Here is a 12,499-nt window from a genome sequence, read left to right on the forward strand (position 1 = left end):
AATAAGCGTAGAAGAAAATGGCGCTGAGGGTTTCATACGTGATGAATCAGTAAACGATCAGTCAGCCAGTGCAGAAAAAATAGCGGGAATGATCGGGCCAGCAGAGTGGATGGTTAATTAATGTTCGAAATGTGCTTTGCGGTTATAAGATATATTCCACCGTCAGTACGCAACCTTTGCGTTCTGTATTATCTTTGAAGCCATCTACTATCTGAGGGATTTCTGATAATGAAAGGTTTGTTTACGGCATTACTCGCCAGTTCTGTTTTATTATTATCCGCCTGCTCTAAAGACGACGATAACAAAGTTAAAGTCGCGATTAATACCGGGCCGGATGAAGCAATCTGGCAGGTGGTACAGCAGGTTGCTAAAGATAAATACAAGCTCGATGTCGAAGTTCTTAACTTCAATGATTATGTGCTGCCAAACGAAGCACTGAATAACAAAGAGGTTGATGCCAACGCCTTCCAGAGCCTGCCTTATCTTGAGGATCAGTCGAAAGAGCGCGGTTATAAATTTGCGGTGGTAGGCAAGACTTTCGTGTTCCCGATTGCGGCCTATTCGCACAAAATCAAAAACATCAGTGAACTGCAGAATGGTGCGACCGTTACTATCTCTAACGAGGCGACCACGCTGGGACGCAGCCTGCTGTTACTTCAGGCGCAGGGTCTGATTAAACTGAAAGACGGTGTGGGTTATTTACCGACCTCGCTGGATATCATCGAAAATCCAAAAAATCTGAAGCTGGTTGAAGTGGACACGCCACAGCTGACCCGCACGTTAGACGATCCTAACGTCTCTTTATCCATCATCAATACCAACTTCTCGGCTCAGGCTGGATTATCAGCACACCGCGATGGTTTATTTATGGAAAGTGCCTCGTCGCCTTACGTCAATGCACTGGTATCACGTGAAGATAATAAAGACAGCGACAAAATTCAGAAGCTGAAGTCTGCGCTGCAGTCACCGGAAGTTGCGGCCAAAGCGGAAGAAGTCTATAAGGGTGACGCCATTAAAGGCTGGTAAACCGCCCGGTAATCGATCCTGAACGATCAATAAAGGCCGCACTCTGATGCGGCCTTTTTTATTCTGCATTTTTCATCTGCACGCCTGTCGGCACGGGTTGTGTGCAGGCGACCGTCAGGAAAGCCAGAGGTGAAGTTACGCGGCTGCACCTTTAGGCTGAGCAGAGAGATGTCCCGCCCACAGACTCGCTACCCATTTCACCCCTTTTGAGGTGAAGCGCGCCTGATAAAACGCGTGCTGGTTTTCACCGGTACCGGTATGCAGCGTAAAGTAGCCCGCCTGCAGATGGTAGTGTTGCGGCGTCAGCGTTCCTTTGGCGCGGTACATGATGTTGCGCTCCAGCAGGAACTGGCGGAACTCCGGCTCTTTCACTTTCAGCATCTTGCAGAGCTGACGAAAACCCAGCGAGTCGTCAACTTCTATGAAGCTATCAAAGAACGCCGCCTTGGGAGCCGAGAGGGCCAACTGCTGCTCCGCTGCCTGACGCTGTTCAAACTGCTCGGCCCATGCGCGAGCCGCTTCAGCCGGGTTGGTGAAGTCAGGCAGATGCGTGGTTTTTTCACGATCCTGCCAGCGGTCCAGCACTTCAGCCGTAAAGCCGGGGGAAAGACGCGCTACAGCCAACAGAGAGTCACGCTTGCTGAGACGATACTCCTGGCGCACTTCTCCATCCCGCTCATAGTCATTTACTTTGAGTGGCTGAGAAAGACGCTGAGCCGTTTCCAGACTTTTGATTAACCGCTTCACTTCTCCGTGTGTAATGCCGGTCATCTGAGCCAGTTCACGGCTGCTCATTGTGACCGATTGTTCCAGAGATTTGAGGCTTTCAGTCGAAATCATCATGGGTTCACCCCTCGCTAACGCTACCAATACCCGGCGGGCAGTCCATTTATTATACAAATACCTGTTCAAATATCCAGTATTTTATTTAAGCAATAACGTAAATGGAACCGGTTACGCAAACAAGGCAGCAGAAGGCGTTTTACGGTCTGGAAGACGTGTTCAGGGCGAGTTAGTCACTGGCATGCGCACATTTCCTGCAGCCAGTAAGGCTAATGACGCCATCTGTTATTTACATATAATCACATTGATGGACACAGACTCTTTACATTGCAGTATAGTGAAGGCTCTCAGCAGGTTACTGACCTGCGATGCTCACTATTTTGATTCAGTGTGCTGAGGCTCAGTCTGGCCCGTTACCACTGAATGTTATCTATTACTGGAGTAAGTCATGCAGCCGTTGAAAGTCGCCTTTATCAAAGCTAACTGGCACAGCGAAATCGTTTCTCAGGTTCTGACCGGGTTTGAACAGGAACTGGAAAGTCGCGGTGCCTCATACGAGATTAAAACATGGGATGTTCCTGGCGCTTTTGAAATGCCGCTGCTGGCACAACGTCTGGCACAGACAGGCAATTACGATGCGATTGTCTGTGCGGCACTGGTGGTGGATGGCGGCATCTATCGCCATGATTTCGTCGCTCAGGCGGTCGTGAGTGGTCTGATGCAGGCGCAGCTGACGACTAACGTGCCCGTCTTCTCCGTGTCACTGACCCCACACAATTTCCAGCCATCGGCAGAATTCATCGACTTCTATACCCAGCACTTTGTTAAAAAGGGTCAGGAAGCGGCACGCGCTGTCTGTCAGATCCACGCGCTCGACCTCTGATTAACCTGTCATAGATGCGTATAACGCATCTGCCCGCGCCGTTAAGGAGAGAAAGTTGGAAAATTTACGCCCGCCCCTACCGCCATTTACACGGCCTGAACAGGCAATAGAAAAAGTACGGCTCGCTGAAGATGGCTGGAACAGTCGGGATGCTGAACGTGTCGCGCTGGCCTATTCGGCAGATAGCCGGTGGCGTAATCGCGATACCTTTCTGACCGGCCGGGCAGATATTGTCGCGTTCCTGCAGCAAAAATGGCAGCGAGAGCAGCAGTATCGGCTGATTAAAGAGCTATGGAGTTTTGACCAGAACCGGATTGCGGTGCGGTTTGCCTATGAGTGGCACGACGAGCAGCTACAGTGGTATCGCTCTTATGGAAACGAGAACTGGGCGTTTGATGAGCAGGGTTTGATGATGCAGCGTTATGCCAGCATCAACGACCTGAAAATCAGCGAAGAACAGCGGTTGTTTCACTGGCCACAGGGGCGTCGCCCGGATGACCATCCTTCCCTGAGCGAGCTCGGTCTATAACAGGCTTTTCCAGCGGAGAGCGCTGCTCTCCGCCGTTATCAACTCAGCCCTGCTCGCCCTTGTTCTCGACAAAGGTCGCTTTGTTGTGGGTGATCGTATAGGCCACCTTTTTGACATCTTCAGGTGACGTGGTCACTTCAACTGGCGCAATGGTGACACGGCCCATACCAAACAGCGTCGGCACATATCCCCCCACCTGATGCTTACCCGCCGGCACATGCAGCAGTTTGCTTTCACCATTCGGCAATCTGCCAGCGTCTTTACCATCTACCGTCAGGAATACACTGGAACCATCATCCGCGCGGGTCTTGATATGTGAGACATCGATCTGTGTCGGACCAGCAGCAAATTCATCTGGTGCATCGCTGGCGGCGTGTTTCGCACAGCCGGTCAGTACAGCAGCAACCGTCACAACGGCGAGAGTAAAACGATAACGCATTGGACACTCTTTCTCCTGATCATCAGAACCGACTATTTTAGCGGTTTGCAGGCCGGATGTAAGGGGGTGGGAAGTCAGCATGCTCTTAAAATGGACAAAACAGCGCTGCTTTTACGAGCTAATTGCGTAAAGAATCTTTACTGAATAAATACACAGTCTTTTTATGATGAGTTATAGCGCATTTAACCTGCTGATCGCGCTGAATTTAACCTGTTCAGTAACCCGAATAAGCGCAGCGTGACGCGTGCTGTTTTGCGCTTTTAACAGGCGTTAACGCTGTTAATTCACGATTATAAGGTTCATAGTGGTTGTTCATCCCCGGTTAATTCCGGCGGCCTTTCCCTCAGCAGAGGGCACGATATGCAATTTCATACTACTGATACTGTTTGTGCGATAACCGGCACGCATCCCGCGAATCTGAAGCGCTGGATGAAGCAGGGATTACTGACATCACAGCAGAATGCTGACGAGTGGAGTAATGCTCATCTTAGCGAAATCCACACTCTGGTTGGTTTAACGGCAACCGGTGCAACACTTAACGAGATCAGGCAGGGTCTGCAGGACGCCTCAGCGGTCAAGACTTACGGCTGGGCGGCGCGCAAGGGCGACATGCTTTGGCAGCTTGAATTTGGCACACCGCTGTCGCTTTCACGTCAAATGCACAACATGTCCAGTAACTACAGCGGTGATGATTTAATCACTAATTTGCTGCGGCCGCTTAGCGTCTGGCTTTATGCCGATCACCGTCAGGGCGCGTCACGACGGCTCCACCGTTTTGAGCAAACCGTCAAGCAGCAGGCGGACAAAGTGATGCGCGTCTCATCGCGCAATGAATCGTCCGTTCCTCTGTTTCTGGAAGCAGTGAGCGTACTCGATAAAACAGAAATCTGGCTGGAGGCGATTCGTCTGACGGCGATGGGCTTTAATGTCGCGGTTGACTCACGTGCCACCGGACAGCCTGCTATTAAAACCGCCATCCATCAGCATCATGTGATGTGGTGTGGTGCAGGGATCAGTCAGGTAATGCAGGACTATTTTGAACAGCAGAGTGAAGATGGTTTTCCGGTTATGCTCAGTGGACCTGATCGTAATCTGCATTTTTCACAGACCTCCTCTTCCAGCGCTGCCTGACAGCAGGCAGCTTTTCCATTCCCCCGCTTTTCCGCGCCAGTAAATAATCTTTTCCGTTAAGAATCTCTTAAGGTGGCTACGTATACTAGTGCCTCAACCTGACTCATTGACGAGACTACGATGAAAAAGACTTTACTGACCCTCAGCCTTTGCCTGTTGCCACTGACTTTCACCGCTGCGCATGCGGCATCTAATCTGACCGGTTGTGCCGCTAAAAAGCAGGAGATTGAGACCCAGATTTCCTTCGCCCGCCAGCACAATAATACCCATCAGGTTGCCGGCCTTGAAAAAGCGCTGCGCGAAGTAGATCAGAACTGCACTGAAGGGAGCCTGTTAAAGCAGCGCCAGGAAAAAGTGGCAGAGAAAAAGTTTAAGGTGCAGGAGCGTGAACAGGAGCTGGCAAAAGCGAAAGCGGAAGGACGCAGTGCCAGCAAGATTCAGAAGCGCGAAGATAAGCTGGCAGAAGCGCGTGAAGAGCTGAAAGAAGCCGAACAGGCTTTGCACCAATAAATCTTCCGGGCCAGCCTTTCAGCGCTGGCCCGCTATTTGTCTTCCCCCGCCCTCAGCAATCTTATTTAATCTAACCAGATGATTAAATTGCTTATTTCCTGCCCAATCCATTACTTATGGTAATCCTTTGATTACTTATTCTAATGCACTTAATTGGTGCACCAAAGTCAATGAAGTTAAGATCAATTATTTAACTTTTTGAACGCCCTCAAAGAATTGAAAGATGGCAAGATCCTCCCTTATATGCAGTCCGTACGCACCTGGATCGCATGATTATTCGCCTTTAAAGGGCATCTCTCAAAATCTATTCACTGAGTACGCCCCAAATTGGGGCACAACTGCACTTTTACAGGGCAGGCATCCCATCTTATTTGTTTCAGAAGTGTTAGATTATGTCCGCGCCATACAATGCGCTCACCATCCACGGCTCCACACAATAAATAACTTCATTAAGAAAGGTTTTTTATGGATAAGTTATCTTATGCGTCTGAAAGCAGCACATCTGCCTGGTCCACCTACTTACAGCAAATCGACCGGGTTGCGCCCTATCTGGGCGACCTTTCACGTTGGATAGATACTTTGCGGCATCCAAAACGTGCGCTGATTGTCGACATTCCTCTCCAGATGGATGATGGCTCAATTCGCCATTTCGAAGGCTATCGCGTTCAGCACAACCTTTCACGCGGCCCGGGTAAAGGTGGTATTCGCTATCACCCGGCTGTCGACCTGAACGAAGTCATGGCGCTCTCTGCGTGGATGACCATTAAATGTGCTGCGGTTAACCTGCCTTACGGTGGGGCTAAGGGCGGCATCCGGGTCGATCCCTTCAAACTCTCCGAGGGTGAACTTGAGCGGCTGACCCGTCGTTATACCAGCGAGATCGGCATCATCATTGGACCGCAAAAAGATATTCCGGCACCGGACGTCGGCACTAACAGCAAAGTGATGGCGTGGATGATGGATACCTACTCCATGAACCACGGCACCACGATTACCGGTGTAGTGACCGGCAAACCGATTCACCTGGGCGGTTCACTGGGCCGCGAAAAAGCGACCGGCCGTGGCGTGTTTATTACTGGCCGGGAAGTGGCTCGTCGTTCAGGTATTGAAATCGAAGGCGCCCGCGTGGCGGTTCAGGGCTTCGGTAACGTTGGCAGCGAAGCAGCACGCCTGTTTGACGAGGCGGGCGCGCGCGTGGTGGTGATTCAGGACCACACGGCGACGATTTATAATTCAGATGGCATTGATATGGCCGCGCTGAGCGAATGGCAGATCGCCCACAAGCAGATTGCCGGTTTCCCTGGTGCGCAAAGCATTGATAAAGAGGCGTTCTGGACCACTGAGATGGATATCCTGATCCCGGCCGCGCTGGAAGGTCAGATTACCCGCGACCGCGCAGAGATGCTGAGCTGCAAAATCGTGCTGGAAGGCGCAAACGGCCCGACCTATCCGGATGCCGATGACATGCTGGCAACGCGCGGCATTATCGTAGTGCCGGATGTGGTCTGTAATGCCGGCGGCGTGACCGTCAGCTACTTCGAATGGGTTCAGGACATGGCCAGCTTCTTCTGGAGTGAAGATGAGATCAATCGTCGCTCCGATAAGATTATGACTGAAGCGATGGTTCATATCTGGGAGAAGTCAAAGGAGAAGGATTGCTCGCTGCGCACTGCGGCGTATATCGTGGCGTGTGAACGGATCCTGATGGCACGTAAAGATCGCGGTATCTACCCGGGTTAATGCTTATGGCGCTGTTGTCTGCGACAGCGCCGTTTTTCTACTTCATCAGCACCTGAAACTGCGGATTGAATTCATCAAAGATCGGTAACGCTGCGGCCCCCAGCGCAGCGGTATCGCTGCCGGTCATGCCCGTCTTCAGTCGCATATCTAACAGGTAACGTCCACGCACCGACTGATAAAGTGGCGGCAGGCGCGCGACCATCTGCTCCAGCAACGGCGCAGGCATCATCCCGCCAATAATCACCGCCTCTGCATCAAACACTGATTCCAGAATATTGATTGCCTGACGCAACGGCGTTATCACGCTCTCAATCCAGGCGGTGAAACGCGCGGGTTCAATCTGCAGCAGATCTTCAGGCAGCGCCCGCATCGGATCGAGACCACAGAATTCATAGGCGGCCTGTAATGAGACATAACGTTCCAGGCAACCCTGATTACCGCAGTAGCAGTCACGTCCGCCCGGCTCTACCACGATGTGGCCAATCTCTCCGGCATTATGAGCATGACCGGTATAGATGTGGCCATCGGTGAAGATGCCGGCACCCAGTCCGGTGCCGATGTAGAGATAGATAAAGGAGTTAAGATGGCGCGCCGTACCGTGAAAGCGTTCGCCGATGGCGGCGACCGTGGCGTCGTTTTCCAGCGTTACCGGCAGGCCGCTGAGGGCGGCGAGTTCCGCCTCGATATCCACCTGCTCCCAGCCGTTCAGCGTGGTCGGCCCGACGGATGAAATGCCCTCCACGCCAAAAGGTCCCGGCATCACCACGCCGATCCCCAGTACCTTTTTCCACTGCGTGCCCAGAAAAGCGCGCATCTCCTCCAGCACGCCAGCAATGCACGCCAGGGTGGCAGCAGGCTGAGGCTTTTGCACCAGCACGAGGCGGCGGAAATGCACTTCACCGCTCAGATCGACCAGCACCAGCAAGAGCGTCTGGTGATCGAGATGAATGCCAATCGACCAGGCACTGGTGGGATTGAGTGTGACCGGAATTGAAGGCTGACCGCGCCCGCTGCGGCGCGGCTGACGGCTGGTCAGCAGTCCGGCCTGCTCCAGTTCCGCCACGATATTCGACACAGTCTGTGGCGTCAGTGCCGTCATGCGCGCCAGTTCGGCACGAGTCAGCTCACCGTGCAGGCGAATGGCTTCAATCACAACACGCCGGTTGTGCGCCCGCGCATGTTCAAGGTTTGTACCCGAGGTTTTCATGTTGTTTTCCATTACAGCGCGACCCGACAGTATTGGTCTCTGATAGCGTTCGGGCAAACAATATCTTTGATCCTGCACGCAAATCCCGCGCATCAGAATAGGCAATTTTGCCATAAAAGCGCAGTCTGAGTTTCAGCGTTGTTACGGCACTGTTGCGTTGTTTTTAATCTTGTGGCACGCCGTTTGCTTGATACTGACAGGTCAGTTCACCCGCTGACCAGAATTATGCCCCCGATTAAATCAATCAAATTGATTTAATTAACCGACAGCTTGCTGCTGCCCTGTTGCTAACTAGTGGAGAAGACCATGTCACAGCGTTACACCCCTCAACTGAAAGCCGGTTTTGCCGCCTTACTGATGTTAAGCGCAGGCAGCGCGGTGGCGGCCAGCCAGATTAATGCCCTGTTTATGACCCAGGCGGCCTATAGCGAGAATGACATTCGCGCGATGACGCAGAATTTTCAGAAGCAGCATCCGGATGTCACCGTCAATCTGGAGTTTGTTCCCTATGAAGCGCTGCACGATAAGATTGTGGCGGCGCGTGGCGCAGGCGGCAATGGCTATGATGTGGTGCTGTTCGACGCCATCTGGCCAGCGGAATTTACCCGCTTCGATCTGCTGCAGGATGTCAGCGCGCGCATTACGCCAGAGGAGAAAGAGAAAGTCTTCCCGGGCGCGATGAACACGGTGATTTTTAAAGGTAAAACACTGGGGATGCCGTGGATCCTTGATACCAAATACCTCTACTACAACAAAGCAATGCTGGCGAAAGCCGGCATCACCACGCCGCCACAGACCTGGCAGCAGGTGCTGGATGACGCGAAAATTATCAAAGAGAAAAAGATTGTGACTTACCCGCTGGTCTGGAGCTGGTCTCAGGCGGAAGCGCTGGTATGTGACTACACCACGCTGGTATCAGGCTTTGGTGGGCAGTTCTATCAGAACGGTAAGCTCGACTTCTCCAGCCCGGCTTCACTCAAGGCGCTGAACCTGATGAAAAGCTCGCTCGATGACGGCCTGAGTAATCCGGCTTCCCGTGAATATCTGGAAGAGGACGTGCGCAAATCGTTTTCGAATGGCGATGCGGCGTTCGCGCTGAACTGGACCTACATGTACAACATGGCAAACGACCCTAAGCAGAGCAAAGTAGCCGGTGATATTGGCATCATGCCTGCGCCGGGTGATGCGCCAGGAAAAGTGGGTGCGGTGAATGGTTCGATGGGTCTGGGGATCACCAAAGGCAGCACGAATGCTAACGAGGCGTGGCAGTATATTCAGTACATGACTTCGCAGCCGGTGCAAAACCAGTATGCGAAGCTCAGCCTGCCGATCTGGAAATCCTCTTATCAGGACGAGGCGGTGAAAAAGGATCAGGAGAGCCTGATTGCCGCAGCGGACAAATCGCTAAACGTGATGCTGTCACGTCCTGAAACCGCCGACTATTCACGCCTGTCGAACCAGCTGCAGCAACAGTTACAGCAGGTCTTGCTGGGTAAAACCCCGGCGCAGGACGCGATGGCGACGGTGGACAAAAGCGCCGCCCGGCTGCGTTAAGGAGTCATGATGCTGAGTCTGCGTCAACGCGAACAGCGTCAGGCATGGGTGCTGCTGGCACCCATGCTGCTGGTGATGCTGCTGTTAACCGCCTGGCCCCTGCTGCGCACCATCTGGCTCAGCTTTACCGATGCTGCGCTGATTGGCAGCGGTGAAACGCCTGCCTGGATTGGGCTGGAAAACTACCTCTATGCGCTGAGCGATCCCGATTTTCGGGCGTCTGTCTGGCGCACGCTCTACTTCACGCTGGTGTCTGTCACCTTTGAAGGCGTCATTGGCGTGCTGGTAGCGCTGCTGCTGAATCAGAAATTCGTCGGGCGCAACGTGCTGCGGGTGCTGGTGATTCTGCCGTGGGCGCTGCCGACCATCGTCAATGCCATGATGTGGCGGCTCAACTTTAATCCCGATTACGGTAGCATCAACGCCCTGCTCAGCCAGCTCGGCATTATTGATGGCTATCGCAGCTGGCTGGGCTCGCCGGACGCGGCGCTCAATGCGGTGATGTTTGCAGATATCTGGAAAAACTATCCGCTGGTTACGCTGCTGGTGCTGGCAGCGCTGCAGTCGATCCCTGAAGATCTGTTCGAGGCGGCACGGCTGGATGGCGCATCTGCCTGGCGGCGTTTCCGCGCCATTACCTTCCCGGCGATTGTTGCTCCGCTGGGCGTCGCGCTGGTGTTACGTACCATCGATGCCTTTAAGATCTTTGACATTATCTACGTGATGACGCGCAGCGGGCCGGTGGACAGTACCAAAACTCTGAGCTTTTTTGTCTATCAGGAGTCCTTCAGCTACCTGCGTGCCGGCAGCGGTGCCGCTTACGCGATCCTGATGACCCTGATGTGCGCTCTGCTAATCACGCTTTACCTGCTGATGTTATGGCATCAGCGCCGCCGGAGTTCCGCTTATGAAAACTAAACTGCGCCGGGTGCTGCGTTACGGCGCGGCGTTGCTGGTCGCCATCAGCATTCTGGCCCCGATGGGCTGGCTGTTTCTGATGAGCGTCAGCTCCGCCAGCGATCTCTCCCGCCTGCCACTGGAATGGCTGCCACGTCAGTGGGATTTCAGTCGCTATCAGGGGCTGGTTTCGCTGGCTCCCAACCAGCCGGGCAACATTTTCCTGCATGCACTGGGCAACAGTGTGCTGGTGGCGACGGTTGCCACGGCGATCTCGCTGCTGCTGGCGATACCGGCGGCGTTCAGCTTCTCACGCTACAGCGGTCGCGATGCCTGGCTTTCCGGCGCACTGGCGATCTACATGGTGCCGCCGGTGGCGTTTGTGCTGCCGCTCTACTTTCTGCTGCAACAGCTGGGGCTGCTCAACACCCGTCCCGGTCTGGTGATGGTCTACTGCTCGCTGATCCTGCCGTTTCTGACCTGGATGCTGAAGAATCAGTTTGACTCGCTGCCGCGCGATATCGAACAGGCGGCACGGCTGGATGGCCTGCGCTTCTGGCAGGTCCTGCTGCGTATCACGCTGCCGCTGGCGAAGCCGGTACTGGGTGCCGCGGCACTGTTTGGCTGGCTGCTCGCCTGGGATGAGTTTTTCTATGCGCTGCTGTTCACCAGCAATATTTCGGCACAGACCCTGCCGGTCGCGATTGCCGGCTTCACCGCCGGACGCGCCACCGATGACGGGCTGATTGCAGCGATTGGCATTCTGGCGTCGGTGCCGCCTCTGTTTATTGCCATCTGGTTGCAGAAGACGCTGGTCAGCGGTCTTACCAGCGGCGGGAGTAAAGGATAATTATGGACAAGACCATCGCGCCCACGCTCTATGTGGTGGGCAATATCAATGTTGATTTAATCATGAGTACGCTCAGCGACTGGCCGAAACGCGGCACGGAAGTGATGCTGCAGCACAGCGAGCTACGTCCCGGCGGGTCTGCGGGTAACTGCGCGCTGGCGCTGGAGGCGATGCAGGTGCCGCATCGGGCCATCGCTAATCAGGGCGACGATGGCTTCAGCCACTGGCTCGCCGGTCACTTTCCCCACAGCGCCGCACACTGGCCGCGTTACGCCTGTGAGACCTCGCTGACGGTGGGCGTTACCCATCCCGATAACGAACGATCGTTTCTGAGCAATCACGGCCATATTACCGTGCTGACCGCGGACGATGTGCTGGCTCAGCTGCCGTTGCAGGCGACGCCGGGCGACATCGTGCTGCTGTGCGGCACCTTTCTCTGTCTTGAACTCTATGACCACTATCCGCTGCTGCTAGCCGAGCTACAAAAGCGTGGCTTCAGTGTGGCCGTGGATACCGGCTGGCCGCCTGCGGGCTGGAGCGATGAGCTTCGTCGGGAGATGGGCGGATGGCTGGCGGACTGCGACTGGCTACTGCTGAATGAGGTTGAAGCGCTGGGTTTAGCAGGCGCAGATTTGCTGGAGCAAAGCGGTAAACAGCTGGCCGCCCGTCTCAGTGGTCGCGGCGGCTGTGTGATCAAGTGTGGCGCAGAGGGCGCACGTCTCTGGTCCGCCGCCTCTGTCCAGTTTGCCGCCGCCCAGCCGGTAACGGTGGTGGATACCATCGGTGCCGGAGACAGTTTTAATGCCGGTTTTCTGGCTGCACTGCTCTACCGCCAGTCATCGCTCACCGCGCTGCGCTGGGGCATTGAAGTGGCCTCACTGGCGATAAGCAGCTGTCCGCGTCGCTATCCCAGCTGGCAACAACTCCAATTAACCAATGAGGTGCGCTGA

The 12,499-nt window shown here is 54.2% G+C and carries 13 protein-coding genes; 10 read left to right on the forward strand and 3 right to left on the reverse strand.

All coding sequences use genetic code 11. The features are described 5' to 3' along the window. Window positions 1-228: 228 nt before the first annotated feature. The gene (locus IBT54_RS00835) at window positions 229-1,026 is read left to right on the forward strand and encodes a MetQ/NlpA family ABC transporter substrate-binding protein (RefSeq protein WP_013196271.1); all 798 of its coding nucleotides are present in this window, start codon (window positions 229-231) and stop codon (window positions 1,024-1,026) included. A gap of 135 nt (window positions 1,027-1,161) precedes the next feature. Here IBT54_RS00835 and IBT54_RS00840 read toward each other — a convergent pair whose 3' ends face one another. After that, entirely contained in the window at window positions 1,162-1,869 is a 708-nt protein-coding gene (locus IBT54_RS00840; protein WP_201251327.1) for a phage antirepressor KilAC domain-containing protein, read from the reverse strand. Between the two features lie 388 nt (window positions 1,870-2,257). Between IBT54_RS00840 and IBT54_RS00845 the strand changes: the two genes are divergently transcribed. Continuing rightward, on the forward strand, window positions 2,258-2,692 hold the full coding sequence (locus IBT54_RS00845; protein ID WP_033735722.1) for a 6,7-dimethyl-8-ribityllumazine synthase: 435 nt from the start codon (window positions 2,258-2,260) through the stop codon (window positions 2,690-2,692). Window positions 2,693-2,747: 55 nt separating this feature from the next. After that, window positions 2,748-3,221, forward strand: a complete 474-nt coding sequence (locus IBT54_RS00850; RefSeq protein ID WP_013196275.1) for a nuclear transport factor 2 family protein — start codon at window positions 2,748-2,750, stop codon at window positions 3,219-3,221. Between the two features lie 43 nt (window positions 3,222-3,264). On the opposite strand, the gene IBT54_RS00855 is transcribed toward IBT54_RS00850, so the two are convergent. Beyond that, complete coding sequence (locus tag IBT54_RS00855) at window positions 3,265-3,660, reverse strand: hypothetical protein (protein ID WP_201251328.1); 396 nt, start codon at window positions 3,658-3,660, stop codon at window positions 3,265-3,267. A 360-nt stretch (window positions 3,661-4,020) separates the two neighbouring features. Here IBT54_RS00855 and IBT54_RS00860 point away from each other — a divergent pair, with 360 nt between their 5' ends. The 3 genes from IBT54_RS00860 (at window position 4,021) to IBT54_RS00870 (ending at window position 7,041) form a co-directional block, all read left to right on the forward strand. After that, entirely contained in the window at window positions 4,021-4,791 is a 771-nt protein-coding gene (locus IBT54_RS00860) for a MerR family transcriptional regulator (RefSeq protein ID WP_013196278.1), read from the forward strand. A gap of 120 nt (window positions 4,792-4,911) precedes the next feature. Continuing rightward, window positions 4,912-5,301, forward strand: coding sequence for a DUF1090 domain-containing protein (locus IBT54_RS00865; protein WP_033785099.1), 390 nt, complete (start codon window positions 4,912-4,914; stop codon window positions 5,299-5,301). A gap of 465 nt (window positions 5,302-5,766) precedes the next feature. Further along, entirely contained in the window at window positions 5,767-7,041 is a 1,275-nt protein-coding gene (locus tag IBT54_RS00870) for a Glu/Leu/Phe/Val dehydrogenase (protein ID WP_201251329.1), read from the forward strand. A 37-nt stretch (window positions 7,042-7,078) separates the two neighbouring features. Here the strand turns inward: IBT54_RS00870 and IBT54_RS00875 are convergent, their stop codons facing one another. After that, a complete protein-coding gene (locus IBT54_RS00875) occupies window positions 7,079-8,248 on the reverse strand; it encodes an ROK family transcriptional regulator (RefSeq protein ID WP_033785102.1) in 1,170 nt (389 codons plus the stop codon). A 306-nt stretch (window positions 8,249-8,554) separates the two neighbouring features. Between IBT54_RS00875 and IBT54_RS00880 the strand changes: the two genes are divergently transcribed. From IBT54_RS00880 to IBT54_RS00895, 4 genes are read left to right on the forward strand one after another with little or no spacing between them, the layout of a single operon-like run. After that, a complete protein-coding gene (locus IBT54_RS00880) occupies window positions 8,555-9,802 on the forward strand; it encodes an extracellular solute-binding protein (RefSeq protein WP_201251330.1) in 1,248 nt (415 codons plus the stop codon). 9 nt (window positions 9,803-9,811) lie between these two features. Next, window positions 9,812-10,720 carry a carbohydrate ABC transporter permease gene (locus IBT54_RS00885; protein WP_201251509.1) on the forward strand — a complete coding sequence of 303 codons (909 nt, stop codon included), beginning with the start codon at window positions 9,812-9,814 and terminating at the stop codon, window positions 10,718-10,720. Next, window positions 10,710-11,549, forward strand: a complete 840-nt coding sequence (locus tag IBT54_RS00890) for a carbohydrate ABC transporter permease (protein WP_033785106.1) — start codon at window positions 10,710-10,712, stop codon at window positions 11,547-11,549. The genes IBT54_RS00885 and IBT54_RS00890 overlap by 11 nt, the downstream gene beginning before the upstream one ends. Window positions 11,550-11,551: 2 nt before the next feature. After that, window positions 11,552-12,499 carry a carbohydrate kinase family protein gene (locus tag IBT54_RS00895; protein WP_201251331.1) on the forward strand — a complete coding sequence of 316 codons (948 nt, stop codon included), beginning with the start codon at window positions 11,552-11,554 and terminating at the stop codon, window positions 12,497-12,499.

Origin of the sequence: Pantoea sp. S62, from assembly GCF_016658625.1 — a bacterium.
Classification (GTDB): Bacteria; Pseudomonadota; Gammaproteobacteria; order Enterobacterales; family Enterobacteriaceae; genus Pantoea; species Pantoea vagans.

What these genes read in the sequence shown, in the direction of transcription:
- IBT54_RS00835 (WP_013196271.1), top strand. Translation starts at nt 229, where the DNA reads ATGAAAGGTTTGTTTACGGCATTACTCGCCAGTTCTGTTTTATTATTA.
- IBT54_RS00840 (WP_201251327.1), bottom strand. Translation starts at nt 1,869, where the DNA reads ATGATGATTTCGACTGAAAGCCTCAAATCTCTGGAACAATCGGTCACA.
- IBT54_RS00845 (WP_033735722.1), top strand. Translation starts at nt 2,258, where the DNA reads ATGCAGCCGTTGAAAGTCGCCTTTATCAAAGCTAACTGGCACAGCGAA.
- IBT54_RS00855 (WP_201251328.1), bottom strand. Translation starts at nt 3,660, where the DNA reads ATGCGTTATCGTTTTACTCTCGCCGTTGTGACGGTTGCTGCTGTACTG.
- IBT54_RS00860 (WP_013196278.1), top strand. Translation starts at nt 4,021, where the DNA reads ATGCAATTTCATACTACTGATACTGTTTGTGCGATAACCGGCACGCAT.
- IBT54_RS00865 (WP_033785099.1), top strand. Translation starts at nt 4,912, where the DNA reads ATGAAAAAGACTTTACTGACCCTCAGCCTTTGCCTGTTGCCACTGACT.
- IBT54_RS00870 (WP_201251329.1), top strand. Translation starts at nt 5,767, where the DNA reads ATGGATAAGTTATCTTATGCGTCTGAAAGCAGCACATCTGCCTGGTCC.
- IBT54_RS00875 (WP_033785102.1), bottom strand. Translation starts at nt 8,248, where the DNA reads ATGAAAACCTCGGGTACAAACCTTGAACATGCGCGGGCGCACAACCGG.
- IBT54_RS00880 (WP_201251330.1), top strand. Translation starts at nt 8,555, where the DNA reads ATGTCACAGCGTTACACCCCTCAACTGAAAGCCGGTTTTGCCGCCTTA.
- IBT54_RS00885 (WP_201251509.1), top strand. Translation starts at nt 9,812, where the DNA reads ATGCTGAGTCTGCGTCAACGCGAACAGCGTCAGGCATGGGTGCTGCTG.
- IBT54_RS00890 (WP_033785106.1), top strand. Translation starts at nt 10,710, where the DNA reads ATGAAAACTAAACTGCGCCGGGTGCTGCGTTACGGCGCGGCGTTGCTG.
- IBT54_RS00895 (WP_201251331.1), top strand. Translation starts at nt 11,552, where the DNA reads ATGGACAAGACCATCGCGCCCACGCTCTATGTGGTGGGCAATATCAAT.